Origin of the sequence: Kitasatospora purpeofusca, from assembly GCF_036010405.1 — a bacterium.
Classification (GTDB): domain Bacteria; phylum Actinomycetota; class Actinomycetes; order Streptomycetales; family Streptomycetaceae; genus Kitasatospora; species Kitasatospora purpeofusca.
Genome location: NZ_CP108561.1, coordinates 3356898 through 3382499, shown reverse-complemented (window position 1 = coordinate 3382499; position 25602 = coordinate 3356898). Strand labels below are relative to the sequence as shown.

The 25602-nt window shown below is 71.9% G+C and carries 15 protein-coding genes and 1 other RNA gene; 11 read left to right on the top strand and 5 right to left on the bottom strand.

The annotated features are described in order from the left end of the window. Positions 1 to 130: 130 nt before the first annotated feature. Positions 131 to 1183: a serine/threonine-protein kinase gene (locus OG715_RS14675; RefSeq protein WP_266269194.1), complete on the top strand. Its 1053-nt coding sequence runs from the start codon at positions 131 to 133 to the stop codon at positions 1181 to 1183. An 8-nt stretch (positions 1184 to 1191) separates the two neighbouring features. Here the strand turns inward: OG715_RS14675 and OG715_RS14670 are convergent, their stop codons facing one another. Then, positions 1192 to 3198 (bottom strand): S9 family peptidase, encoded by a 2007-nt coding sequence (locus tag OG715_RS14670; RefSeq protein ID WP_266269193.1) that lies wholly within the window; start codon positions 3196 to 3198, stop codon positions 1192 to 1194. Further along, positions 3189 to 6656, bottom strand: coding sequence for a class IV lanthionine synthetase LanL (lanL, locus tag OG715_RS14665; protein ID WP_266269192.1), 3468 nt, complete (start codon positions 6654 to 6656; stop codon positions 3189 to 3191). The genes OG715_RS14670 and lanL overlap by 10 nt, the downstream gene beginning before the upstream one ends. Positions 6657 to 7278: 622 nt before the next feature. Between lanL and OG715_RS14660 the strand changes: the two genes are divergently transcribed. The 3 genes from OG715_RS14660 to OG715_RS14650 are packed head-to-tail and all read left to right on the top strand — an operon-like array spanning position 7279 to position 10044. Next, positions 7279 to 8115 (top strand): Nif3-like dinuclear metal center hexameric protein, encoded by an 837-nt coding sequence (locus OG715_RS14660; RefSeq protein ID WP_266269191.1) that lies wholly within the window; start codon positions 7279 to 7281, stop codon positions 8113 to 8115. A gap of 23 nt (positions 8116 to 8138) precedes the next feature. Continuing rightward, positions 8139 to 8882, top strand: coding sequence for a zinc ribbon domain-containing protein (locus OG715_RS14655; protein WP_266269190.1), 744 nt, complete (start codon positions 8139 to 8141; stop codon positions 8880 to 8882). A gap of 4 nt (positions 8883 to 8886) precedes the next feature. Continuing rightward, the gene (locus OG715_RS14650; protein WP_266269189.1) at positions 8887 to 10044 is read left to right on the top strand and encodes a bifunctional RNase H/acid phosphatase; all 1158 of its coding nucleotides are present in this window, start codon (positions 8887 to 8889) and stop codon (positions 10042 to 10044) included. Positions 10045 to 10152: 108 nt separating this feature from the next. Here OG715_RS14650 and yaaA read toward each other — a convergent pair whose 3' ends face one another. Next, complete coding sequence (gene yaaA / locus OG715_RS14645; RefSeq protein WP_266269188.1) at positions 10153 to 10938, bottom strand: peroxide stress protein YaaA; 786 nt, start codon at positions 10936 to 10938, stop codon at positions 10153 to 10155. A gap of 41 nt (positions 10939 to 10979) precedes the next feature. Next, positions 10980 to 11453, bottom strand: a complete 474-nt coding sequence (locus tag OG715_RS14640) for a DUF3995 domain-containing protein (protein WP_266269187.1) — start codon at positions 11451 to 11453, stop codon at positions 10980 to 10982. Positions 11454 to 11628: 175 nt separating this feature from the next. On the opposite strand from OG715_RS14640, the gene OG715_RS14635 reads away from it, so the two are divergent. The 3 genes from OG715_RS14635 (at position 11629) to rnpB (ending at position 15072) form a co-directional block, all read left to right on the top strand. Beyond that, positions 11629 to 13131, top strand: coding sequence for an RNB domain-containing ribonuclease (locus OG715_RS14635; protein ID WP_266269186.1), 1503 nt, complete (start codon positions 11629 to 11631; stop codon positions 13129 to 13131). A gap of 45 nt (positions 13132 to 13176) precedes the next feature. Further along, positions 13177 to 14661 carry a DHA2 family efflux MFS transporter permease subunit gene (locus OG715_RS14630; RefSeq protein ID WP_266271673.1) on the top strand — a complete coding sequence of 495 codons (1485 nt, stop codon included), beginning with the start codon at positions 13177 to 13179 and terminating at the stop codon, positions 14659 to 14661. A 13-nt stretch (positions 14662 to 14674) separates the two neighbouring features. After that, an RNA gene (gene rnpB / locus OG715_RS14625) (RNase P RNA component class A) lies at positions 14675 to 15072 on the top strand. A gap of 309 nt (positions 15073 to 15381) precedes the next feature. Here the strand turns inward: rnpB and OG715_RS14620 are convergent. Beyond that, positions 15382 to 17070 carry a DUF6119 family protein gene (locus OG715_RS14620; protein WP_266269185.1) on the bottom strand — a complete coding sequence of 563 codons (1689 nt, stop codon included), beginning with the start codon at positions 17068 to 17070 and terminating at the stop codon, positions 15382 to 15384. A 169-nt stretch (positions 17071 to 17239) separates the two neighbouring features. On the opposite strand from OG715_RS14620, the gene OG715_RS14615 reads away from it, so the two are divergent. From OG715_RS14615 to OG715_RS14600, 4 genes are all read left to right on the top strand, one after another. After that, positions 17240 to 18973 carry an N-6 DNA methylase gene (locus OG715_RS14615; RefSeq protein WP_266269184.1) on the top strand — a complete coding sequence of 578 codons (1734 nt, stop codon included), beginning with the start codon at positions 17240 to 17242 and terminating at the stop codon, positions 18971 to 18973. Continuing rightward, positions 18970 to 21000 carry a type I restriction-modification system subunit M gene (locus OG715_RS14610; RefSeq protein ID WP_266269183.1) on the top strand — a complete coding sequence of 677 codons (2031 nt, stop codon included), beginning with the start codon at positions 18970 to 18972 and terminating at the stop codon, positions 20998 to 21000. Before OG715_RS14615 ends, OG715_RS14610 begins: the two co-directional genes overlap by 4 nt. A 190-nt stretch (positions 21001 to 21190) precedes the next feature. Continuing rightward, complete coding sequence (locus OG715_RS14605; protein WP_266269182.1) at positions 21191 to 22330, top strand: restriction endonuclease subunit S; 1140 nt, start codon at positions 21191 to 21193, stop codon at positions 22328 to 22330. A gap of 11 nt (positions 22331 to 22341) precedes the next feature. After that, complete coding sequence (locus OG715_RS14600; protein ID WP_266269181.1) at positions 22342 to 25563, top strand: type I restriction endonuclease subunit R; 3222 nt, start codon at positions 22342 to 22344, stop codon at positions 25561 to 25563. Positions 25564 to 25602 lie beyond the last annotated feature (39 nt).

Here is a 25602-nt window from a genome sequence, read left to right as displayed (position 1 = left end):
CACCGGACGCTCAACGGGCCTTCCCCCGTGGCGCGTTCGCTCCCGCCGGGCGGGCGGATCCGGGACACTCCGCCCAGGGGCCGCGGCACGGGGACGGGGCGGCCGGGACACCAGCGAGGGCGGGGGCCGGATGGAACCGCTGTTGTTAGTGGTGGTCGCGTTCGTGGTGGTGCTGTTCGTCGTGCTCACCTCGGTGGGGCGTCGGCGGGCCCGCCGGCGCACGGTCGGACGGAACCCCGTCGGCCCGCCCGCGGCGCCGGGCGGGACCCTGCCGGGCGCCGCGTCGTTCGGAGCCGCGTCGCCCGGCGGCGCGCCACCCGTCCACCGGTCCACCCCGCCGCCGGTCGACGCGCACCCCCCGACCGTTCCCGCGCCCGCCGACCTCGGCAGCCTCGGCCGCTTCCGTCTGACCGGAGAGCTGGGGCGGGGCGGCATGGGCACGGTCTACCTGGGCCTGACCCCGGGCGGCCGCCCGGTCGCCGTGAAGGTCGTGAACCCGGAGCTCGCCGCCGACCCGTCCTTCCGGCGCCGCTTCGCCCGCGAGATCGAGGCCGCGCGCAAGGTCGGCGGCTTCCACACCGCCCCCGTGGTCGACGCGGATCCGTACGGCAGTCCGCCCTGGCTGGCCACCGAGTACATCCCCGGCCCGTCGCTGCAGGAGGTCCTCCGGCGGCACGGCCCGGTACCGGCGCGCACGCTGCACGCGCTCGCGGCCGGGATCGCCGAGGCGCTGGACGAGATCCACCGCTGCGGTGTGATCCACCGCGACCTCAAGCCGGGCAATGTCATCGTCTCCGGCACCGGCCCGCGGCTGATCGACTTCGGCATCGCCCAGGTCGCCGACGACACCCGGCTCACCTCCACCGGCTTCGTTGCCCCGGAACAGCTCTCCGGCGCACCGGTGACCCCGGCCGTCGACCTGTACGCGTTCGGCATGGTGCTGTGCCACGCCGGTGGCGCGGCCCCGTTCGCCCCGGGTGTGCCGCTGGAATCCGCCCTGGGCCTGCTTCCCGCCCACCTGGCGTCGGTCGTCGCCCGGTGCCTGGACGCCGACCCCGGGCGCCGGCCCACCGCCCACGACGTCCTGCGGCAGCTCTCCGGCGACCGGATCGGGAACGACGACTGGCTGCCGCCGCCGGTCCGGACGATGGTCGAGCAGCACCACCGCCCCGGCGGCCCCTGAGGCAACTCCTAACCCGGGCGGCCGGTGCGCAGGAAGCCGGCGAGCAGCTCGTGCAGGACCGCGCCGCCCTCCTCGGCCAGGACTTCGTGCCCGGCCCCCGCCGCCTCGACGTAGCGGAAGTCCGCCCCCTCGGTGCGCCCGATCCGCAGCAACTCGTGCCGCAGCGAACGGGACTGGCTCACCGGTACCACCTCGTCCCGGTCGCCGTGCACGACCAGCAGCGGCGCGCCGATCCGGTGCGCGAGCTGGAGCACGTCGCGCGGTCCGCGGGCGTCCGCGATCGGCTCCCCGCCGCCCAGCCGGGTGGTCAACGCCCGGACCGGGTCGGCGGCTTCGGCGAGCAGTCGGGCACCGGACAGGAACGGCGCGACCACCGCGCAGCGCGACACCTGCCCGGCCGGCGCGTGGGCCGCCGCCAGCAGTGCGAGGAAGGCGCCGTAGCTGACCCCGAACAGGGCCGGCGGCTCCAGTCCGAGCGCGGCCCGCTGGCCGGCGATGCCCTCCAGCAGGTGCAGGACGTCGTCGAGATCGGGCCCGCCCCAGGCGCCCCGGATCGCCAGCGCGTGCGCCACCCCGTAGCCCGTGGAGCCGCGCTGGTTCGGGGCGAGCACGGCCAGGCCCTCGCCGGCCATCCGCTGCAGCGCCGGGTCGAACTCCAGCCGCCAGGCGTCCGCCGGGCCGCCGTGCAGGGCGAGCACCAGCTGGGGACTGCTCAGCCAGGCGTCCCCGCCGTAGACCACGGCCTCCAGCGGGCCCGCCGGGCCGGAGAGTTCGAGGCTCTGCGCCGGGTGCCAGCGGCCGCCGTCGCCCGGTTCGGCGGAACCGTCCAGCCGCCAGCCGCGCGGTGTCGTGCCGGGGCGGCTCCTGGTGGTTCCGGGCTGCCAGGGCAGGACGGTGTCCCGCCACGGGCCGGGCAACCCCGAGCCCAGTGGCGCCAGTTGGAGCGGCAGCGGCACCGGCCCCGAGGTGGTGGCGACCGGGCCCTGGGTCAGCAGCGCGTCCACGTCCAGGGTGGCGAGCGCGGCCGGGTGGTCCGGCGCCGAGTACGGCAGCCGCAGCCCGTCCGCCGACCAGTGGCCGACCGCGCCGAGTCGTCCGGGCGGCACCGGCAGCGGGTCCAGCCGGCCCAGGGCGGGCCGCCACAGGGCGAGCGAGCAGCCCGCGCCGTGGTCGATCTGCACGGCGACCCGGGGTCCGTCGGCGGCCGGACGCAGGGCTACCGGCCGCAGGAACATGCCCGCGACGTGCAGGACTTCGGGGAACCGCAGCGGCGCGCCGCCGTCCGGCACGCCCCAGCCGATCCGGTCGGTGCCGGGTGCGTCGCTGCGCACCATCGCGAACCGGCTGTCCGGGTCGAACAGCAGCAGCCGGTCGTTGCTGCGCTCGCCGATCTCCAGCAGCGGGGTCACGGCGCCGGTGCGCAGGTCGAGCACCACGGTGCGGACCAGGCCGTCGCTCACCCGGTCGAGGGCCAGCAGCGCCCCGGTGTGGTCCAGCCAGACGCCACCGCCGTGCAGGCCCGGGATCTCGGCGACCTGGTGCGGCGGCGAGCCGTCGGTCCGGACCAGCCAGACCGTGGTGCCCGGCCGGGTGTCGCTGCCCAGGGCGAGGGCGACCGGGGCGCGCGGGCCGGAAGCGGCGCCCGCCGGGAGCGGCAGGAGCCGCAGTCCGGGCATCCGCAGGGTGGTCAGCGGCCGTTCGGCGGTGACGGCCCGGCCGTACTGGTCGGTGGCGGCGGAGAGCGTCACCAGGTCGTGCCGGTCGCCGTCGGCGCGGCGTACCAGCACCGAGCCGTCCGGCAGGGCGACCAGTTGCGAGCGGAGGTCCTCGCAGCGGTGGCCGGGCAGCGGGAGGCCGGTCGGCTGCGCGGGGCCCCGGGCGGGGAGGTGCCAGCTCTCGGCGTACCAGCCGCCGTCGGCGGCGGAGGCCAGGCAGGCGGCGTGGCTGCCGTCGGCGGCGAAGGTGAAGCCGAGCCGGCGCAGGGCCTGGGTCCCGGCCCGGGTGGTCACGTCCACGGATCCACCCGCCCGGCCGGATCGGGACCGGTCGGCCCGGACGGCGTGCCGAGAGGTGCGCGCGGCGATGCGCCGGACGGTGTGCCGAGCGGTGTGCCGGACGGCGTACCGAGCGGTGTGTCGAACGGCGTACCGAGCGGTGTGTCGAACGGGACCGGGTCCACCCAGAGCCGCGGACCGCCGTGCCGCAGCCGCAGCAGGAAGGCCAGCGCCCCCGCCGTCCCGGTGCCGTACGCGGGCGCGCACCCGGTTCCGGTCTCGTCCGGCAGTGCCAGCAGCCCGTCGCGCAGGGCCGCGCGGGCGGCGATCAGCAGACCGGACTCGACGGCGGCGGCGCGGAAGCCCGGATCGCCGGTGGCCTCGGCCAGATCGAGCAGGAACTCCCCGTCCCCGGCCAGGCCGTGGCAGGCGCAGACGCCGCTGTGCCAGCGCCCCGCAGTCACCGCCCGCCCGGCGGCCAGGGCCAGCCGGTGCGCGTCGGCGTCGCCGGTGACGCGCCAGAGCCGCAGCAGGAAGGTGCCGGCGCCGGAGGAGCCGTTGCACCAGTGGGTCAGGCGGACGTGCGCGGGGTCGTCGGCGCTCTGCGGCCACCGGGCGGCGGGGGCGGCGCCGTCGCCGCCCGGGTCCGGCGCGGCCGACGGGTCGAGGCGGGCGGTGGCGGCGAGGGTGCGGCCGGCCCCGACGGCGCCGGCGAGCAGCGCGCCGTCCCCGGTGGCCCCGGCCGCCGCCAGCAGGAAGGTGCCGACGCCCGCGACCCCGTGCGCGAACCCGAGGTGGGTGATCCCGGCCAGCGCGGAGTCGAAGTCCTGCGGCACCGGCCACACCGGGCCGTAGGGCGACTGCCTGGCGGCGGCGAGCAGGCCGTGGCCGCACCGCGACGCCCGGGCGAGGAACTCCGCCGCCCCGGCCGTCCCGTCGGCGGCGGGGGATCCGGAGAACTCGTCGGCAGCGCAGCGGAGTTGCAGGAAGCCGGCGCCGGCCGCGCCGTGGCAGACGTCCGGGTTCGGCCACTCGACGGCTATCCGCGCGGCCAGCTCGGCCGCGCGTCGGCCGAGGGCCCGGTCCTCCAGGGCGCGGGCGGCGTCCAGCAGCGCCCAGGCGGCGCCGGAGCGTCCGAAGTGCAGTCCGGGCAGGACCACCGGTTCGGCGGCGCAGCGGCGTTCGACCCAGTCGGCGGCGGTCCGGGCGGTGGCGCGGGCGGTGGCCCGGACGTCCTCCGGCAGCCCGTCGGTCGCGGCCGCCCGGGCGAGGACGGCCAGCACGCCGGCCGCGCCGTGCTGGACGTTGCAGGGGTCCGCCCGTTCGCCGGCCGGGACCACGGGCCACAGCCGGTCCCGGCGGGAGGGGGTGGCGGTGGCGGCGATGTGCCGCAGGCCGTCGTGCAGGACCCCGTCGAGGACCGAGGTGTCGCTGTGGGCGTGGGCGTGGGCGCGAGTGCGGCTGTGGCCGTCGGTGCGGGTTGCGGCGGCCGGGGCGGGGCCGGTCCGGTCCGGCGCGGCGGCCGGTTCGGTGTGCCAGAACTCGCCGTCGGGATCGGCGCCGTCGGTGCGGTCGGCGGTCCCGGACGGCCCGGGTCCGTCGGCGGGCCCGGGCTTCCGCACCGGCGCGGGGCGGTCCGGGCCGGACGGGCACTCGGCGCGGAAGGGGATGTGTCCGTCGGCCGCGAGGGACTCCCGGACCAGGGCCGGGTGCCAGCGGTGGCGCGGGTCCTCGGCGCGCAGGCCGAGGACGGCCGGGGCCAGCCGACGCGCAGTGGTGCCGCAGCGGGCGGCGAGGGCGAGCCAGCGGCCGAGCCGGTCGGCGACCGGGCGGGCGTGCGGCAGGTCCTCGGGCAGCAGCGGGTCGTGGCCGGTGGCGAGCAGGAAGAACAGCCCGCCCAGTGCGTAGAGGTCCGCCTCCGGCTCGGCGGTGCGGGTGCCGTCGCCCCCGCGTCCCGCCGTCAGGCCGGCGAACCCGCCGCCGCGCCGCGGCGCCACCGGGGCCCCGGCGGCGGTGACCAGGGCGAGCCGCCCCGGTCCCTGCTCGGGGGCGCGGTAGCCGGGCACGCCGGCCGGGCCGGCGGGGCTGCCGGCCTCGGCGGCCAGCTCCAGGTCCACCAGTCGCAGCGAGCCGTCCGGCTGGACGAGCACATGGCCGGGGGAGAGGTCGCGCAGCACCAGCCCCTGCTCGTGCACCCGCTCGACGAGGTCCAGCAGGATGTGCGCCATCGGTCCGGCCTCGGCCCAGTCGACGTCGGGGCTGCCGTCCCGGCGCAGTCTGGCCGCGACCCAGCTGCCGAGCGGCTGTCCGGCGATTCGTTCCTGCACCAGGAAGAGCGAGTCGTCCTGTTCGACGAGTTCGACCGGTCCCGGGGCCAGGCCCAGGCCCTCCAGCCGGGCGAGCAGCGCGGCCTCGTGCCGCAGGGCGGCCCGCGCGTCCGTGCCGGCCGGGTCCATCTCGATGTGCGCGCGGGCCTGCTTGACCACGACCTCGGCGCCGCCGTCGGTGTCGCGGCCGAGGAAGACGCCGCCCTTGGCACCGTGCCGGATCGCCCCGGTGACCACGTAGCGTCCGGCGAGCAGCACGCCGCCGCTGCCGCGCCGCCGGGGCGCGGGCCGGCCGATGCCCGGCCGGTACCCGGGACCGGCTGCACCGGTTGCAGCGGTGGTACCTGGCGGGAGCGGCCCGAGCGGGACCGGGCCGGGGGAGGCCCGCAGCCCGTCGAACGCCCGCGGTCCGTCGGCGGCCAGCGGGTCCCGGGTCCACGGCGGGATCCGGTAGGCGGCCCCGCAGACATCCTCGACCCGCTCGCCGTCCGGCCCGCGCAGCATCGACCGGTACCCGCCGTCGTTGCCCAGTTCGGCCCGGGCCGCGATGGCGCCGTACCGGTAGTGGACGAGACTTCCGGGCCGGTAGGGGCGGTCGGAGAGCACCGCGGGCCCGGGCAGGCCGTCGGTGGCGCGGTGCAGCGCGGCGGCCAGCCGACGGAACTGCGGTTCGCCGACCGGGTAGACGGTGATGAACTTGCCGGCCGAACCCTGTTCGCTGTGGCGCGAGTTGAGTTCGTGCAGCTGGGCCGGGCCGGTCGCGAAGCGGAACGCGCACGGGTCCTCGGCGAGCACTTCGGTGACGGCCGCGAGCACCGCGCCGCCGACCGTCGAGGCGGCGCTGACGTGCAGCTTCCAGCCCTCGTCGGGGAGTTCGCCCGGGGTCGGTCTGGCCGTGGACCAGAAGCCCTCGACGTCCACCCGCCAGTCGGTCCGCCGGTGCCGCCCGTCGCCCTGCTTGTCGTCCTGCCCGTCCTGCCCGTCGGCCGGCGGGCCCCCGGCGGCCAGGGCGGTCCGCGTCATCCCGGGCCACCGGCCGCCCTGGTCCGTCCCGCCCTGGTCCGGCCCGTCCGGGTCCGTCCCGTCGCCCGTCGGTCCGTCGCCCGCCGGGTCCGTGCCACCGGCCGTCCGCAGCGATGTGTCCGCCCGCATCCGCCACCACATCCCTTCGTCGGGTGCCGGCGCGCCCGTCCCGGTGCCCACTGCTCGGGCACCGGGACGGGCGGCCACGGCCTGAAATCGGTTCCTCGGAAGGCCCGGGCCCGCCGCCCCGGCCGCGGTCCGCACCGCCCGGCCGGGTCCGGCCCGTTCTGCGCACCCGGGACCGCGCCTCCGGTCGACCGCCGTCCCGGCGCCCCGGCCGGGGCGACTCCCGCTGCTGCGGCAACTCCCGTTCGCAGAAGTGAAGTTACTTTCGGTAGCGAGCGATGCTCAATCCGAAGCCGGTCACTTCACTCGTAAGGGTGATCCGGGTGCCATTTCGAATTCGTGCGAGCCGAGGGGTGTGCGCGACGATCCCCCGGTCACCCGGTGCGAACCGGGCCCGGGCGCCGGTCGAACGGGGCGCCGCCCGCCCGGGGGCGCCCGCGCCACGGGTTGACGCGCGCCCGCGCGCCCCCCGGCGGGGCCGCCCGCCGGGCCCGGGGCCGGTCCGGGCCGGTCCGGCGGATGCTCGGCCGGGCCCTCGTTCGGGCGCGCGGGCGGCCGGGCGGGCAGTGGGGCGGGCGGCCGGGCGGGCGGACGGCTCCCCCCGTGCGCACGGTAGTCTCGACAGGTGCCGAAACTGTCCGACGTCATCACCGCCCTCGAAGAGCTGTACCCGCCGCAGTGGGCGGAGTCCTGGGACGCCGTCGGCCTGGTCTGCGGAGACCCTCAGGCCGAGGTCCGCCGCGTGCTGTTCGCCGTCGACCCCGTGCAGGCGGTCGTCGACGAGGCCGTCGAGTGGGGGGCGGACCTGGTGGTCACCCACCACCCGCTGTACCTGCGCGGCACCACCACCGTGGCCGCCACCACCTTCAAGGGCCGGGTCGTGCACACCCTGATCCGCGCCGGGGTCGCCCTGCACGTGGCCCACACCAACGCCGACCACGCCGACCCGGGTGTCTCGGACGCGCTCGCCGAGGCGGTCGGCGTGACCGTGACCGGCCCGCTGGTCCCGGACCCGACCGACCCGCTGGGCCGGCGCGGCACCGGGCGGGTCGGCCTGCTGGAGCCCCCGCTGCCGCTGGCCGCGTTCGCCGCGCGGGTCGCCGCCGGCCTGCCGGCCACCGCCGCCGGTGTCCGGGTCTCCGGTGACCCGAACCGGCTGATCAGCCGGGTCGCGGTGTGCGGCGGCTCGGGCGACAGCCTGTTCGCCGAGGTGCGCGCGGCGGGCGTCGACGCCTACCTGACCGCCGACCTGCGCCACCACCCGGCCTCCGAGGCCGCCGAGGCGGCGCCGGTCGCCCTGGTCGACGCCGCGCACTGGGCCACCGAGTGGCCCTGGCTGCCGCTGGCCGAGCGGGCGCTGCTCGGTACCGCCGAGAAGCGCGGGTGGACCGTGGAGACCAGGGTCTCCCGTACGGTCACCGACCCGTGGACCGCGCACGCCCCCATGTCCTTCCCCGCCTGACCCGATTCACAGGAGCTCTCCGCTTGAACGCCGCGCCCGCCGACCAGATCCGCCTGCTCGACCTCCAGGCCTTCGACTCCAAGCTCGACCAGCTGGCCCACCGGCGGCGCAGCCTGCCGGAGCACGCCGAGATCGACAAGGTCAACGCCGACCACACCGCCCTGAAGGACCTGGTGATCGCCGCCCAGGCCCAGCACGGCGACACCACCCGTGAGCTGACCAAGGCCGAGCAGGACGTGGAGCAGGTCCGCTCCCGGGCCGCCCGCAACCAGCAGCGCCTGGACTCCGGCGCGATCACCTCGCCGAAGGACCTGGAGAACCTCCAGCACGAGATCGGCTCGCTGGCCAAGCGCCAGGGCGACCTCGAGGACGTCGTGCTGGAGATCATGGAGCGGCTGGAGTCCGCCCAGACCCGGGTCACCGAGCTGACCGCGCGCCTGGAGCACTCCACCGTCGTGCTGACCGAGGCCGAGAGCCGCCGGGACGCCGCGTTCGCCGAGATCGACGCCGAGGCGGAGAAGGTCCGCCGCGAGCGCGAGGCCGTCGCCGCCGTCGTCCCCGCCGACCTCATGAAGGTCTACGCCAAGCTGCGCGAGACGCAGGGCGGCGTCGGCGCGGCCCGCCTGTTCCAGCGCCGCTGCGAGGGCTGCCGCACCGAGTTCTCGATCACCGAGCTGAACTCCATCAAGGCCGAGCCGGCCGACAAGGTCGTCCGCTGCGAGAACTGCGGCCGGATCCTGGTCCGTACCGCCGATTCGGGCGTCTGACCCGGTGGCCGGGCGCAGGTTCGTCGTCGAGGCGGACGGCGGTTCCCGGGGCAACCCGGGGCCGGCCGGCTACGGCGCGGTGGTCCGGGACGGCGACACCGGGCAGATCATCGCCGAGGCTGCGGAGTTCATCGGCCACGCGACCAACAACGTCGCCGAGTACAAGGGGCTGATCGCCGGTCTGAGGGCGGCCCGGGCGATCGACCCGGCCGCCTCGGTGGACGTCCGGATGGACTCCAAGCTGGTCGTCGAGCAGATGTCCGGCCGGTGGAAGATCAAGCACCCGGACATGCAGCCGCTCGCGGCCGAGGCGCGCGAGGTCTTCCCGCGCGGGCAGGTGGCGTACAGCTGGATCCCGCGCGAGAAGAACAAGGACGCCGACCGGCTGGCCAACGAGGCGATGGACGCGGGCAAGGCGGGCCGCCAGTGGGAGCCCAGGGCCCCCGAGGCCGTCACCGCCGTCACTGGCGCCGACGAACCCGGACCGCCGCTGGAGACCGCCGCCCCCAAGGCCGGCTGGGCGGCGCCCGCCGACCTCGGCACCCCGACCACCTTCGTCCTGCTCCGGCACGGCGAGACCCACCTCACCCCGGAGAAGCGGTTCTCCGGCAGTGGCGGCACCGACCCGGAGCTGTCGGAGAAGGGCCGCTGGCAGGCCGAGCGGGCCGCCGAGGCGCTCGCCGCGCGCGGTTCGGTCCAGGCCGTGGTGGCCTCGCCGATGCTGCGCACCCGGCAGACCGCCGAGACCGTGGCCGCCCGGCTGGGCCTGGAGGTCCGGTACGAGGAGGGGCTGCGCGAGGTCGACTTCGGGGCCTGGGAGGGGCTGACCTTCGGCGAGGTCCACGAGCGGCACCCGGAGGACCTCGCCGCCTGGCTCGGCTCCGCCAGGGCGAGGCCGACCGGCGGCGGCGAGAGCTTCACCACCCTGACCCACCGGGTCGGGGTGGCCCGGGACAAGGTCCTCGCCCGCTACCCCGGGAAGACCGTGCTGGTGGTCTCGCACGTCAGCCCGATCAAGACGCTGGTCCGGCTGGCGCTCGGCGCCCCGCCGGACTCGCTGTACCGGATGGAGCTGTCCGCCGCCTCGATCTGCGCCGTCCAGTACTACGCGGACGGCAACGCCTCGCTGCGGCTGCTCAACGACACCGGGCACCTGCGCTGACGGACGCCGGGGCCGGTCGGATCCCGTCCGACCGGGCCCGGCGCGTCTCCGTCCGGGAACGCGTCCGGGAACGCGTCCCGGAACGCGTCCGGGGACGCTCGGTGCACCTCAGTGCACCTCGGTGACCACCACGTCCAGCTGCCACGGCTTGCGCGCGGTGCCCTCGGCGGCGACCTCCACCCGGTGGCCGAGCCCCAGCAGCGCGTCCAGCAGCTCGCCGGGCGTCTTGGGCTCGGCGCCCGCGACCAGCAGGTCACGGACCAGGCGGCCCTTGGTGGCCTTGTTGAAGTGGCTCACCACCGTGCGCCGGCCGTCGCGCTCCTGGAGCACCCGCACGGTCGCCGTCCGGGCGACGAGCTCGCCGGCGGGCTTCCAGGCGGCCGCGTAGGCGGAGGAGCGCAGGTCCAGCACCAGCCCGTCGGCGACCTCCGGCAGCACGGGCGCCGTCGCGCTCCGCCAGTACGTTCCGAGCGCCCCCAGCCCGGGGAGTTTCACGCCCATCGAGCAGCGGTAGGGCGGGATCCGGTCGTCGATCCGCACGGCGCCCCAGAGCCCGGAGAACACCAGCAGCGTCCGCACGGCCCGGTCGTAGGCCGCTTCGTCGAGCGTCGCCAGCCCGAGGTTGTCGAAGAGCACACCGGTGTAGACCTCCCCGGCCGGGAACGCCCCCGCGGTCGGCAGGCCCGCGTTGCGCGCCACCTCGCCACGCAGCCCGGGGCTCAGTCCCAGCACCTCGGCGGCGGTGTCCTCGTCGCCCCGGCAGAGCCCGACCAGCGTCTCCAGGACCCGGGCCCGGGCCGCCGTCAGCCCCGGCAGCGACAGTCCGTCGAGCGCCACCGGCACGCCGTCCCCGGACGCGGCCTTCCCCTCCGAGGGCGGCAACAGGACCAGCACGGCGGACTCCTCAACACTTTGTGGCGACGGACCCGGCCACCCTACGCAACCGGCCCCGGCTCCCGGTAACCCGTGACAGGCCCCTGAGCCGCCGCGACCACCGCCGCGCCGGTGCCGAGCGCCAGGCAGAGCGGCGAGTAGTACCGGGCGTCGAGGCGCCGGAACCGCTCCGAGCGCCGGGCCAGGTCGCCGCCGAAGAACATCAACCCGCCCGCACCGCGCGTCAGCAGCACCGCCGACACCGTCCACACCCCCGCCCGGCGCAGCCGCGCGGGCCCGACCGCCGGCGCCGCCCCGGCCTCTGCGGCCACCAGGTAGGCGGCCGTGCCGAGCAGCCCCGCCACCGCCGCGCACGCCGCCGCCGGGGGCACCCCGTCGCCGGTGCCGATCACGGCGTCCGCGAACTCCTCCGGGGTCCGCAACGGCCACGGCGTCACCGTCCACAGCGCGTGCAGCGCCCCCGTCCCCGCCAGTGCCCCGGCCACCGCCGTCCCCACGACCCGTACCGCTCGCATCGTCCGTTCCCCCTTCGCCGTCGATCATCAGCGCCTCCCACGCTACGACTCCTTACGCCGCGCGCCCGCGTGCCCGCCCCGCGTGCCAGCCCCGCTCGCGCCCCGCCCGGACACCGGCGCGCCGCCCGCCGCCGACGTCCGGCCGGAACCACCCGCCCGGCCCTACGCTGCCCCCATGCCCCGCCGAAAACTGCGCGTCAAGGCCGCCGACTCCGCCCGGATCAATGCCGAACTGGCCGAGCTGCGGGCCGCTCTGGAGATCCGCACCGAATGGCCCGAGGCGGCGCTGGCGGAGGCCGAGCGGGCCGCCGGGGCACCCCGGCTGCCCGACCACGACGCCACCGAACTGCCGCTGTTCACCGTCGACCCGCCCGGCTCCCGCGACCTCGACCAGGCGATGCACCTCGCCCACCGCCCCGGCGGCGGCTACCGGGTGCACTACGCCATCGCCGACGTCGCCGCGTTCGTCCGCCCCGGCGGGGCCATCGACGAGGAGGCCCGCCGCCGGGTGCAGACCCTCTACTTCCCCGACCGGCCGGTGGCGCTGCACCCCACCCGGCTCTCCGAGGACGCGGCCAGCCTGCTGCCCGGCGAACCCCGCCCCGCGCTGCTCTGGCAGCTCGACCTGGACGAGGACGGCGCCGTCGTCCTCGCCGACCTGCGGCGCGCCGTGGTCCGCTCGCACCGCCGGCTCGACTACGCGGCCGTCCAGCGCGCCGTGGACGCCGGCGGCGCCGACGAGCAGCTCGTCCTGCTCGCCACCGTCGGCCGGCTGCGCGAGGAGCAGGAGCGCGAGCGCGGCGGGATCAGCCTCCCCGTGCCCGAGCAGGAGGTCGAGGAGACCCCGCGCGGCTACGTCCTCGGCTACCGCGCGCCCACCCCCGCCGACGGCTGGAACGCCCAGATCTCGCTGCTCACCGGCATGGCCGCGGCCGAGCTGATGCTGGACGCCGGGGTCGGCCTGCTCCGCACCCTGCCCGCCGCGCCGCCCGCCGCGTTCGAGCGGCTGGGTCGTACCGCCCGCGCGCTGGACATCGACTGGCCCGACGGCCTGCCGTACCCGGACCTGGTCCGTTCGCTGGACCCGGACCGCCCGCTGCACGCCGCCTTCCTGAACGAGTGCACCGGCCTGCTGCGGGGGGCCGCCTACCGGGCCTTCGACACCGCCCGGGGCCGGCCGGCGCCCGCCGACCCCGGACACGTCGCGCTGGCCGCGCCGTACGCGCACTGCACCGCGCCGCTGCGCCGACTGGGGGACCGGTTCGCCCAGGAGGTCTGCGCGGCGGTCGCGGCGGGGGAGGAGCCGCCGGACTGGGCGCGCGAGGCGCTGGTGGACGTGGCCGCGCTGTTGACGGCGGGGGACCGCCGCGCCGGTGAGGTCGAACGGGCCTGCGTGGACCTGGTGGAGGCGGAGGTGCTGTCCGGCCGGGTGGGCGAGGACTTCCCGGCGGTGGTCGTCGACGTGGACGCGAAGCGGCCGGGCCGGGGCACCGTCCAGCTCCGCGAGCCGGCCGTCCGGGCCCGCTGCGACCGGGCGGCACCGGGACCCGGCGCGGGGACCGGCGCGGTGGCCGACGGTGAGTCACCCGGCACCGCCCTGCCGCTCGGCGGCCGGATCGCCGCCCGGCTCACCGTCGCGGACCCCGCCACCCGGACGGTCCGCTTCACCGCCGTCTGAGCCGGGTCCTGGTGGGAGGATCGAGCCGTGCCCGATGCGACCTTCATGAGTCCGCCGCCCGTCGCCGACCCCGGCCGGCGCCGCCGACAGCTCGTCCTGGCGATCTGCTGCATGAGCCTGTTCATCGTCGGGCTCGACAACACCGTGGTGAACATCGCCCTCCCGGAGATCCAGAAGGACCTGGACGCCCCCGCCTCCGGCCTGCAGTGGATCATCGACGCCTACACCCTGGTGCTGGCCTCGCTGCTGATGCTGTTCGGCTCGCTCGCCGACCGCTTCGGCCGCCGCCGGGTGTTCCAGACCGGCCTGGTGGTCTTCGTGCTCGGCTCGCTGCTCTGCAGCCTGGCGCCGAGCCTGGGGTGGCTGGTGCTGTTCCGGGCGGTGCAGGCGGTGGGCGGTTCGATGCTCAACCCGGTGGCGATGTCGATCATCACCAACACCTTCACCGAACCCCGGGAGCGGGCGCGGGCGATCGGCGTCTGGGGCGGGGTGGTCGGCATCTCGATGGCGCTCGGGCCGCTGCTCGGCGGCTTCCTGGTGCATGCCGCCGGCTGGCCCGCGATCTTCCTGATCAATGTCCCGGTCGGCCTGCTGGCCTGTCTGCTGACCGCCCGTTACGTGCCCGAGTCGCGCGCGCCGCGGGCCCGCCGGCTCGACCCGGTGGGGCAGCTGCTGATGGTGGTGCTGCTCGGCTGCGGCACCGCCGCGATCATCGAGGGACCGGACCACGGCTGGACCTCCCCGCTGATCCTCGGCCTGGCCGTGGCGGCGCTCGCCGCGCTGGTGGCCTTCCCGCTCTGGGAGCGGCGGGTCGCCGAGCCGCTGGTGGACCCGAGGTTCTTCCGCAGCGCGCCGTTCACCGGGGCCACCCTGACCGCCGTCTGCGCCTTCGCGTCGCTCGGCGGGTTCCTCTTCCTCAACACCATCTACCTGCAGGACGTCCGTCGGTACAGCCCGATGGAGGCCGGTCTGTGGACGCTGCCGATGGCCGTGATGATGCTGGTCTGCGCGCCGCTGTCGGGCCGGATCGTCGGTGCCAGGGGCCCCCGGCTGCCGCTGGTGCTGGCCGGTCTCGGCCTGGTCGCCAGCGGTCTGCTGCTGACCCGGCTGGCGGCGGACTCCCCGCCGGCGCTGCTGCTGGCCGCGTACGGGCTGTTCGGCTTCGGCTTCGGCTTCGTCAACGCGCCGATCACCAACTCCGCCGTCTCCGGCATGCCGCGGGCCCAGGCCGGGGTGGCGGCGGCCGTCGCCTCGACCAGCCGGCAGGTCGGCCAGTCGCTCGGCGTCGCGGTGATCGGCACCGTGGTCGCCTCGGCCGTGGTCGGCCCGGTGCTCACAGGCTTCGCGCCGGCGAGCCACGCCGGTTGGTGGATCATGGTCGGGCTCGGTGCGACGGTCCTGCTGCTCGGCCTGGTCACCACCTCCGCCTGGGGCACCGCCACCGCGGCCCGGGTGGCCGCCCACCTCGGCGCGGAGCCGCCGCCGGCCCGCCCCGGAGTACGGGAGGCTCCGCCCGAGCGGCTACCATGACCCCTACGGCGGAAGAGCCGGCCGGGCGGTCGCGACGGGTCCCAGGACCCGCCGAGGAACGTCCGGGCTCCACAGAGCAGGGTGGTGGGTAACGCCCACCCGGGGTGACCCGCGGGACAGTGCCACAGAAAACAGACCGCCCGCCGCTCCGGCGACGGGTAAGGGTGAAACGGTGGTGTAAGAGACCACCAGCGACCGGGGTGACCCGGCCGGCTAGGTAAACCCCACCTGGAGCAAGGTCAGGATCGGCGCCCCTGGGCGCTGTGCGCGGATGCTTGAGGGCTGCTCGCCCGAGTCCGCGGGTAGACCGCACGAGGCTGTCGGCAACGGCAGTCCTAGATGGATGACCGCCTCCCCGGCCCGCGCGAGCGGCCCGGGAGACAGAACCCGGCGTACAGGCCGGCTCCATCCGCCGTACCAGGGGCTTTGCCCCCGGAAGGGCCTCTGACCTGCGTCGGAGGCCCTTTCCGATCTTTCGGGGGCTTACCGTGTTAGGCGGCAAAACGTCCCTCGAAAGTCCCTCGGACAGAGCTGAAAGTCCCTGAAAAGTCCCTGGCGTGAGCCGTCGCCAGAGGTGTCTGGCCTGGCGCTTAGGAGGGCATCGGCCGTGGGGGCGGGGTGCCATCGGGTTGCCCGTGAGGAGGTGGGCACGAGCCTGTTCCAGGGTGAGGCAGCCGTAGGTCTCGAGTTCAAAGACGGCTCCACATGACCCGGCCATGCTCAGCGCCGGATCGCGAAGACCTCGACCTCTGCGTTCATCGCCCGCAGCCGCCGGGCCGACTGAAGGAGTGAGACCTGAGCGAAGGCGAAGAGGGAGTCGACGGTGATCTCCTTCCCGTCCTTGAGGAGGATGGCGAGGACCACCTTCAAGGTGCCGAAGTCGCTCAGGAGACGGTGGTCGGGAGTGCGGTCCGCAACCTGCCGGAGGAAGTCCCTGCGGATGGCTTCGTCACTGCGCAGGGTTTCGACGGCGGTCACGGCCTGAGCGAAGAGGTGGTTCAGCGGCGCGGTGCCAGCACTGCTGCTGGCCTTCTTGACACAGATCAGCTGGTTGTCCGGGCCCAGGACATCGCAGATCTCCAGCCCGCCGCCGTTGAACTTGTCGGTGACGACGTTCTTCTTGTCGAAGAGAAGGTAGCCGTCTTGATCGGCTGCTCGCTTGTTGTACCAGTCCTCGTCGTGAGAGTCCTGCCGCTTGCTGTTCGGTGCGCCCTTCGGCCACGTCGGCAGTTGCACACTCGATGGCTTGTCGAGCAACTGCCGCAGCTCGTCCTCGAGCGTCTCGAGGAATCTGGCACCCACCTCGTACCACTTCCCATGGCCATAGAAGTACCGCGTCGTTCCGACGGGGACGTCCGCGATGAGCCACTCCTTGCCGCTGGTAGCAGCGCCTGCTGGCGTCTTCAGGTCGTCGTCGCTGAACATGACGATGCGCACCTGGCTGAGCGCCTTCATGCGATCACCTTCGGCCTTGTCCGAGACGAACTGGAGGAGGACGCGGAGGTCGAGGTCGAAGACATCGTCGCTTCGGCTACCCAGGGTGATGCGGAATGCTTGCGCAGAGCCGAAGCCCTCTTGGCAGGCTTCGGGAACTCCCAAGGTCAGCCGGGGGTGGCTGGCATCAGCCAGCATGGCCTCCAAGGCGGTCTGGGCGTCCACCGCCTTGCGGCTTCGGTTGTCCAAGGTGTGCAGTCGGTCCACGAAGCGCAGTTCGGGCAGCGGGTCCGCTCTGGCGCACACCTCTTCAATCGCGCGCAGGTCGCTGAGGAACTCCTCCGGAGTGGTGGCCAGCGGCAGTTTGATGGTCGATTCCGAGCATTCGACCCGGACGTGCTTGGAGGTCCCGGAAGGCAGCGACGTCAACGCAATGCCGCTGACCGTTCCGCAGATGCGGCGGACGACCGCGCCGAATCGGTCGAGCCCGAAGCCGTCGATGCGCTCGCCACGGGCGACGGAATACTCATCAACACGCCCGCGGCCGTCCATGATCTGATTGCGGACCTTGATGATGCCGTCCTCGTCCAGGCATCGAGTGGCGAACTCCAGCCCGAACTCGTCGTCCCGGTAGTAGGGGTCGAGCATGTGCTGGCCGACGCCGTAGCTCAGGGCGTACAGGCCGCGCTCGGTCCGCATCAGGACGAGGCCGGCGGCGGAGTGGTTTCGTTCGTTGACCTCCAGGCCGGTGATCCGTTCCACGGCCGGGCACCAGTCAGCACGGTCCCGGGGGATCCCTCCGTTCACCAGCAGTCCGGTGACGCCCTCTCGGGAGAAATCGCGGACCTGGTAGCCCGGACGGCTGAGGTAGCGGGGGCGCACGAGGGCCCGGAGGTCTACCGGCCGCCCATCGGGAACGGTGAGCCGGTGCAGGGTGGACTTCCGGGTTCCGGTGTTTCGCTGCTTGGCATCCACGTCGTGCTCCTTGTCTCTTCGCTTCAGCGGACATGAGCTGCACTGCCTGTTGCACGCCGACCGGGCCCGAATGGCAGGAGCAGGTGACAATAGAAGCTAATCGGACTCTGTTGGCGCTGTCAACAGGATGTAACTTCAAGCCTGGCTCGCCATGGTGTACGGTGATGCCATGCTTGAAGACGACGCCCCCGACCCCACGGCCACGGCTGCGGAGATCGCACGGTTGGCCGGTGTGACGCGCGCTGCGGTCTCCAACTGGCGCAGGCGTCGCCCGGACTTCCCGGCGCCTGTCGGCGGCACGGCGGCCAGCCCGTTGTTCTCGCTCGTCGAGGTGCAGCGGTGGCTTGACGGGCAGCGCGAAGGCCGGGAGGTCAACAGCGAGGTCCGGTTGTGGCAGGCACTGCGCACCGCCTTCGGGTCGGAGATGGTCGAAGCGTTGGCGGCGGTTGGCGAGCATCTACTGGGGGAGGGCGCCGGGCTGAAGGACCGCGCTGCGTGCGAGGCGATGGAGGGACTGCTCGCGGAGAGAACTCCTGTCGAGGTGATGGACGGACTTGTCGCCCGTCTGTTGGATTCCACTGCCCGCGCCGCGTTGGACGGAGCTTCGACACTGCAACTCGCCCGAGCTGTGGGGGAGCTTGCCGGCGAGACCACCGGCACCGTCTTCGATCCGGCGTGCGGGATCGGATCCCTCCTGGTCGCGGTGGGTGGCGGCAACGTGCGCGGCAGGCTGGGCCAGGACATGCAGGCAGATGCGGTTCGTCTGGCCCAGGCGCGTGTGGGCCTGTCCGCCGCCTCGTGGGCGGTACCACCTCGGTTGGCGGCGGGCGACTCGCTTCGGGCTGACGCCTCTCCGGACCTTCGCGCGGACCTGGTCGTGTGCGAGCCGCCGACTGCCGTGGCCGACTGGGGCCGCGAGCAGCTGCTCGTCGATCCGCGTTGGGAGGCTGGGGTGCCCTCGCGTGGAGAGAGTGAGCTCGCTTGGCTCCAGCACTGCTACCACCACACAGCCCCTGGGGGGAGGGCCGTGGTCGTTTTGCCGGCGTCGGTCGCCCACCGCCGATCCGGTCGGCGGATTCGCGCAGAACTGGTGCGTCGCGGCTGTGTCACCGCAGTGGTGGCTCTGCCGCCGGGACTCGCCGCCAGCCATGCCCTCCCGCTGCACGTGTGGATACTGAGCCGGCCTTCCGCTCCCGGAAACAGCGCGACGACGGTACGCATGGTGGACCTCAGCGCCAGCAGTCCAGACGGACCGTGGCAACCGAAGCCGCACCAGGAGGTCGAGGTGCCGCTGATCGATCTGCTGGACGATGACGTGGACCTCACACCTGGCCGCTATGTCCGCGAGCCAGAACCCGACTACGCGGCAGAGTACGTCGCGCTACGGGGCGAACTCGACCTGCACCTGCGTAAGCTGCGGAACCTTCTACCGGATTTGGCGGCACGGGCCGACGCGAGCAACTTGGACGAGGGCGTACCAGTAGCGGTGAGCGACCTGCTGGCCGCTGGCCTGGTCACCCTCGACGGCGAGGAACTCGCCTCCAACAACGACCAGTTGGACCCGGACTATGTGCGGGGCTTCGCGGCCAGTCCGGCGAACACCCGTCGCGGCACGTCGTCCTCGGGTACGTTCCGAGCAGACCTTCGCTCAGCGCGCTTGCCGCGTATGGACATTAAGGCCCAACAGCGTTACGGAAACGCCTTTCGCTTGTTGGGCATGTTCCAGCGCGAACTCGCCGAACTCGCCAGGATAGGGGACCGAGCCACGCAGCTCGCCCGCGACGGCCTCACCAGCGGCGCGCTCGACCCAGAGCCCGCGCGGGACTCTGGCGACAACAAGCAGCAGATCACGACGACCGACGGAGACGACGCAGTGCAGCAGGAAGAGGGCAGGACGCTTTGAGCAAAAACCAGGAACTGGCTGACTTCATCTGGTCGGTGGCTGACCTGCTGCGCGGAGATTACAAGCGCTCCGAGTACGGCAAGGTGATCCTCCCGCTGACTGTGCTGCGCCGGCTGGACTGTGTCATGGAGCCGACCCGTCAGGCGGTGTGGGACCGGGCCGCCTCCTACACCGGGGAGAACAAGGACGGGCTGCTGCTGGCTGCGTCCAAGCTGAAGTTCTACAACCTCTCCGAGCAGACCTTCGACACCATCAGCGACGATGCGGCCAACGTGTCGAAGAACCTCAGAGACTACATCCGCGGCTTCTCAGCTGAGGCCACCGAGATCATCAACCGCTATGAGTTCCACCTCCAGATCGACCGGCTGGACAACGCTGACCTGCTCTACCAGGTGGTACGGAAGTTCGCCGGCCTCGATCTGAGCTTCAAGGCTGTGGACAACCATGACATGGGCTACGTCTTCGAGGAGCTGATCCGCAAGTTCGCCGACGCCTCCAACGAGACCGCGGGTGAGCACTTCACCCCACGCGAGGTCATTGAGCTGATGGTCGAGTTGCTGCTTGCCCCGGATGACGAACGGCTGAACGGGGAAGGCCAGGTCGTCAAGATCCTAGACCCGGCCTGTGGCACAGGCGGCATGCTCTCAGCAGCCGAGGAGCACATCCGCAAGCTGAACCGGCGCGTGCGCGTCAACTTGTTCGGGCAGGAGCTGAATGCCGAGTCGTACGCGATTTGCCGCTCGGACCTGCTGCTCAAGGGGCACACCGCCAAGAACATCCGCTTCGGCAACTCCTTCAGCCAGGACGGCCATCATGGCGAGACATTCGACTACATGCTCGCCAACCCACCGTTCGGCGTGGAGTGGAAGAAGGTTGAGAAGGTTGTCCGCGATGAGCACACTCGAGGGCATGATGGCCGCTTCGGTGCTGGCCTGCCCCGGATCAACGACGGCTCGCTGCTGTTCCTGCAGCACATGATGAGCAAGATGCAGCCGTTGAAGAAGGACGAGGCTGGTGACGAGGTCGGCGGCACCCGGCTGGCCATCGTCTTCAACGGCTCTCCGCTGTTCACCGGTGGGGCCGGGTCGGGCGAATCGGAGATCCGCAGGTGGATCATCGAGCACGACTACCTGGAGGCGATCGTCGCCCTCCCAGATCAGCTCTTCTACAACACCGGCATCTCCACATACTTCTGGATCGTCACCAATCGCAAGCCCGCCGACCGCAAGGGCCGCGTGATCCTGATCGATGCCCGTGACCAGTGGTCCAAGATGCGCAAGTCGCTGGGTGAGAAGCGTAAGCAGATCACCCGTGCGCAGATCGGGCGCATCTGTGCCGTCTACCGCGATGCGCTCAGTATCGCCGACGACGAGACACACCCGGACCACGGGCGGGTGAAGGTCTTCGCCAATCGGAACTTCGGCTACCAGCGCATCACTGTGGATCGGCCGCTCAAGCTCCGCTTCGAGCTCACGGAGGATAGTCTCACCCAGCTCGAAACGTCTGCTGCTGTGAAGAAGGCGGTCGGGGGCGAGAGGGCGGTCGAGATGCTGCTCGCTGCGCTAAAGCCTTTGCTGGGGTCACGGTGGTCCACCAAGGCCGAGGCGTGGGATGCCCTGCGTGCGGCGATGGTGACCGGGGGCGTGATCTGGCCCCCCGTCGCACCGTTTCAGAAGGCCATGCGTGAGGCGGTGGGCATGACTGACCCGGAGGGTGAAGTTCAGCTCACCAAGGGCAAGCCCGAACCGGACCCCGACCTGCGCGACAATGAGAACGTCGCCCTCGGCGAGGACATCGACGAGTACCTTGCACGCGAGGTGCTGCCCCACGTCCCGGACGCGTGGATCTCGGAGATCCGTAATCCGAAGACGAAGCAGCTGGAACGGTACAAGCTGGGATATGAGATCCCGTTCACCCGATATTTCTATGAATACACGCCGCCGAGGCCGCTTGCGGAGATCGACGCAGAGCTGAAGACGCTTGAGGCTGAGATCCAAGAACTGCTTGGAGAGGTGACCAATGGCTGATCTGCCACCCTCGCTAGGGCATCGGCTAGTGCGCCTTGGGTACTTGTGCCGTCTGCAGGGCGGGCTGACGGTGGACGGCGCGCGAGAGCTCGATGGCGATGTGGTAACGCGCCCGTACTTGAGGGTAGCAAACGTCCAGGCTGGACGCTTGACTCTTGACTCCGTTTCGGAAATTACGGTTCCCCGTGCCATGGCGCAACGCAGCACGCTTCGGGCGGGTGATGTTCTCATGACCGAGGGGGGCGACCTCGATAAACTCGGGCGAGGAACCATCTGGCGCGAGGAATTGGATGGATGCCTCCACCAGAACCACGTCTTTGCCCTGCGCACCGATCCGCGTCGGCTCGATGCCGAGTATCTCGCGTGGGTCACTCAGTCTGCTTACGCTAGGCGCTATTTTGAGAGCACAGGCACCAAGACGACGAATCTGGCGTCCACCAGCAGTAGTAAGATTCTCGACTTTAGGGTTCCGCTGCCAGAGCTGAGTGAACAGCGCCGAATCTCTGAGTTCCTCGACTTCGAGGTTGCTCGAGTCGACCGACTGGTATCGGCCCGTCAGAAGCAAGTTGGAGTGCTCGACGAACTCGAGTACGCCGAGGTTACGGATGGCCTGATTCCTGGTTCTCTGACCTCCGCGTCTGGGGAGTGGCCCTGGGCCTGGCTGCCTGCTCAGCTCGACGGTTCGTCATTGGTGCGCCTTGGCTACGTTGCCAGAGTGCAAAGTGGACTAACTGTTGACGGGAAGCGAGATGTTTCGGGTGACGTCGTCACTCGTCCGTACCTGCGAGTGGCAAACGTGCAGGCTGACCGAATCCTAGTAGATAATGTCAGTGAAATCACTGTCCCGCCGGATATTGCTAAACGGAGCACGCTGCTTCCGGGTGATGTCCTGATGACTGAAGGTGGTGATCTCGACAAGTTGGGAAGGGGAACGGTGTGGCATGGTGAACTGAAGGATTGCCTCCATCAGAATCACGTATTTGCCGTCCGTCCTGATGTCCTGCGGCTGGATGCTGATTATCTGTCGCTTATGACTCGAACGCTGCATGGTCGCTGCTATTTTGAGAGTACGGGCGTCAAGACAACAAACTTGGCCTCCACAAACAGCAGCAAGATCCTGGGATTTCCGATCCCGTTGCCAAATGTCGAAACCCAGCGAGTGAGAGTCTTGGCCGTCCAGCGGCAGCTCGACGGGATCGCGCGGGCCAGGCGACGGCTGCAAGAACAGCTTGAGCTCCTCACCGAACGCCGTCAGGCTCTCATCACCGCTGCCGTCACCGGTCAGCTCGACGTCACCACCGCCCGCCCCACACACGACCGTGATTTCTGAGGGGGATTCAGATGAACGACGCCCGCGTGTACACCGAGAAGGCTTTCGAGAACGCCGTCGAGGCAGCGCTGCTGCGTAGTGGGTGGGAGCGCGGGCTCTCGAAGACCTACGACCGGGCTCTTGGGATCGATGACTCCCAGTTGGCCGCGTTCCTCAGGGCGTCGCAGAACGACGCCTGGCTTGCGCTGCAGGCCGCCTACGGCGAGGAGGGGCAGCAGGCCATCGCGCGGTTCGCGAAGCGGGTGGCGAGGGAGATCGACTCGCGCGGGCTGCTGGACGTCCTGCGGCGGGGCGTGAACGACCGGAACGTGAAGATCCAGCTCGCGTACTTCCGTCCCGCACACACGCTCGCTGCCGATGCCTTGGACGAGTACGACGCCAACCAGCTCACGTTCGTGCGCCAGTTCCACTACTCGGCCTCACGGCCGGCCGACACCCTCGACATGGCGTTCTTTCTTAACGGACTGCCAGTCGCCTCAGTGGAGTTGAAGAACGGGCTGACCGGCCAGACCGTCGAGGAGGCCAAGCGGCAGTACCGGCAGGACCGAGACCCGAAGGAGTTGTTCTTCGCGAAGCGGAGCCTGGTCCACTTCGCGGTAGATCCGACGCTGGCGTTTCTGACGACCCGGCTGGCCGGAGACGCGACCCGCTTCCTCCCCTTCAACACCGGCTCCGGTGGCCCCGGTAAGATCGGCGGCGCGGGCAACGTCCCGGCGGCTACCGATGGGTCGTACCCCACCTCCTACCTCTTCGACGGGGTGTGGGCGCGGGACAATTGGCTGGAACTGCTGCAGCGGTTCCTGCACGTGGAGGACGCCGCAGCGAAGGCTGGCCGGGCACCTTCGCACAAGCCGGGCAGCGCGCACACCCAGCCGTTGATCTTCCCGAGGTTTCACCAGTGGGACGCGGTCCGCAAACTCATCGCGCACGCTGCCCGCCACGGTGCGGGGGAGAACTACCTGATCCAGCACTCCGCCGGCTCTGGCAAGTCCAACACCATCGCCTGGCTGGCCCACCACTTGTCCAGCCTGCACACCTCTCATGACTCCGGGCTGATCGAGCCCGCCGCACTTGCCTCCGGCCTGAGGGCGAACAAGCTGGTCTTCGACAAGGTCATCGTTATCACTGACCGGCGGGTGCTGGACAAGCAACTCCAGGACACCATCTACCAGTTCGACCACAAGGCCGGCGTGGTCGTACGGATCGACGAGAACTCTCAGCAGCTCGCGGACGCGCTGACCGGTCCGACGGCCCGGATCGTGATCACCACGGTGCAGAAGTTCCCCTTCGTCCTGGACAAGGTCGCGGGGCTTGGTGGACAGCGCTACGCGGTGATCATCGACGAGGCGCACTCCTCGCAGGGCGGGGAGAGCGCGGCGGCGCTGAAGAAGGCGCTGGGCCGTCTTGGCTCGGACGCGGTAGACGAAGACGGCGACCCGCTGACGGCCGCAGCGCTGGCCCGCGGCAAGCAGCCCAACCTGTCCTTCTTCGCTTTCACAGCCACCCCGAAGGCGAAGACGATCGACCTCTTCGGCTCCCCTTGCCCCAACGTCGGCTCGGGGGAGCAAGAGAAGGGACCGTTCCACGTCTACTCGATGCGGCAGGCCATCGAGGAGGGCTTCATCCTCGACGTGCTCGGCAACTACATCACCTACGCCACCTACTTCAAGCTGCAGGAGGCCGCCGCCGACGCGGCCGAGCAGCAGGTGGATCCGCGTAAGGCCCGCTCCAAGCTGGTGAGGGCTGCGCTGATGTCGGAAGCGTCGATGGCTTCCCGCGCGAAGATCATCGTTGACCACTTCCGCTCACATTCGAGCCCGCGCCTCGGCGGCCGGGCCAAGGCGATGGTGGTCACCTCCGGCCGTGACCACGCCGTACGGCTGTACCAGGCCATGCGCGCCTACATCGATCAGCGCGGCTTCACCGACTGTGGCACCCTCGTCGCGTTCTCCGGGGCACTGACCCTCGACGGGATCGAGTACACCGAACCCAAGCTCAACGGCTTCCCCGAACGCGAACTGCCGACCCGCTTCGGCTACAACCGCGCTGACGACCCGAACCCGCCGTCCGTCCCCAAGCCCGAACACCGCATCCTCGTTGTCGCCGAGAAGTACCAGACCGGCTTCGACCAGCCGCTGCTGACCACCATGTACGTGGACAAGATCCTGGTGAAGCTGGCCGCGGTGCAGACGCTGTCCCGGCTCAACCGCACCCACCCCCTCAAGACCACCGAGGATCTGTTCATCCTCGACTTCGCCAACCGGCCCGAGGACATCCAGCAGGCGTTCCAGCAGTACTACGAGGCGTCGATCAGCGAGCCCACCGACCCGAACCTGCTGTTCGACCGCGAACGCGAGGTCATGGCTTACCAGCTCCTGGTGCAAGCCGAGATGGACGCGTTCGTCACGGCTTACTTCGCCGCCTTCCAGGGCGGGACGGCGACCGACACGGCCATCATGAAGGCCCATGCCCGGCTCTATGGCTACCTCCAGCCGGCCCTGGACCGCTTCAACGCCCTCAACGCCAGCGAACCCGACACCGCGGTCGAGTTCCGCCGCGCCCTGGAGTCCTACACCAAGGCCTACGGCTGGCTCTCCCACGTCATCGGCTTCGAGAACCTGGAGCTGGAACGGCTCTACCAGTACGGACGCTTCCTGCTGCGCCGCCTGCCCGCACCCGTGCGCAGCGCTGGCGCGGACATCGGCGCCGCAGTCCCGAGCCACATGCGCATCACGCAGACCGGTACCCCCGAACTGCGCCTGGAGGCAGCCGGCGCACAGCTCCTGCCAGGCTTGGTGCCCGAAGCCGGCGGAGCAGTGGCCGAGGCGGAGGAGATGTCGCTGGCCGAGGTGATCCAGTCCGTCAACGAGGAATACGGAACCGGGCTGTCCACCACCGACCAAATCCTGCTCGGCCAGCTGGTGGTCGCCGTCAGCGAAGACCCCGAACTGCGGGCCATCGCGCTGCACCAGGACCAAGACGTCTTCGGCGGGGAACTTGAGAAGGACCTCGACCGGATCGTCATCGACCAGGCGGCCTCCAACGACGCGCTCATGGTCCGCTACTTCGACGACGCCAACGTCAACCGCCTGTTCAAGCAGGTCGCGACCCAGCAGGCTTACCAGCTCATCCGTCGCCCGGTCCGGCGCGAAGCCGAGCGCCGGGCCACCGAACAGCGGGCCGCCGAACTGAAGTCCACCGGAAGCCGTCGCGCCGAGCCACCGACCGCATAACCTTTGCCGGACAGTAAGTCACATAAGAGGCCCGGCGGG

Bases quoted from the DNA above. Each gene is read 5' to 3' on its own strand.
- lanL (WP_266269192.1), bottom strand. From the start codon at position 6,656: ATGCGGGCGGACACATCGCTGCGGACGGCCGGTGGCACGGACCCGGCG.
- OG715_RS14640 (WP_266269187.1), bottom strand. From the start codon at position 11,453: ATGCGAGCGGTACGGGTCGTGGGGACGGCGGTGGCCGGGGCACTGGCG.
- OG715_RS14605 (WP_266269182.1), top strand. From the start codon at position 21,191: ATGGCGCAACGCAGCACGCTTCGGGCGGGTGATGTTCTCATGACCGAG.
- OG715_RS14675 (WP_266269194.1), top strand. From the start codon at position 131: ATGGAACCGCTGTTGTTAGTGGTGGTCGCGTTCGTGGTGGTGCTGTTC.
- OG715_RS14630 (WP_266271673.1), top strand. From the start codon at position 13,177: ATGAGTCCGCCGCCCGTCGCCGACCCCGGCCGGCGCCGCCGACAGCTC.
- OG715_RS14615 (WP_266269184.1), top strand. From the start codon at position 17,240: ATGCTTGAAGACGACGCCCCCGACCCCACGGCCACGGCTGCGGAGATC.
- OG715_RS14600 (WP_266269181.1), top strand. From the start codon at position 22,342: ATGAACGACGCCCGCGTGTACACCGAGAAGGCTTTCGAGAACGCCGTC.
- OG715_RS14635 (WP_266269186.1), top strand. From the start codon at position 11,629: ATGCCCCGCCGAAAACTGCGCGTCAAGGCCGCCGACTCCGCCCGGATC.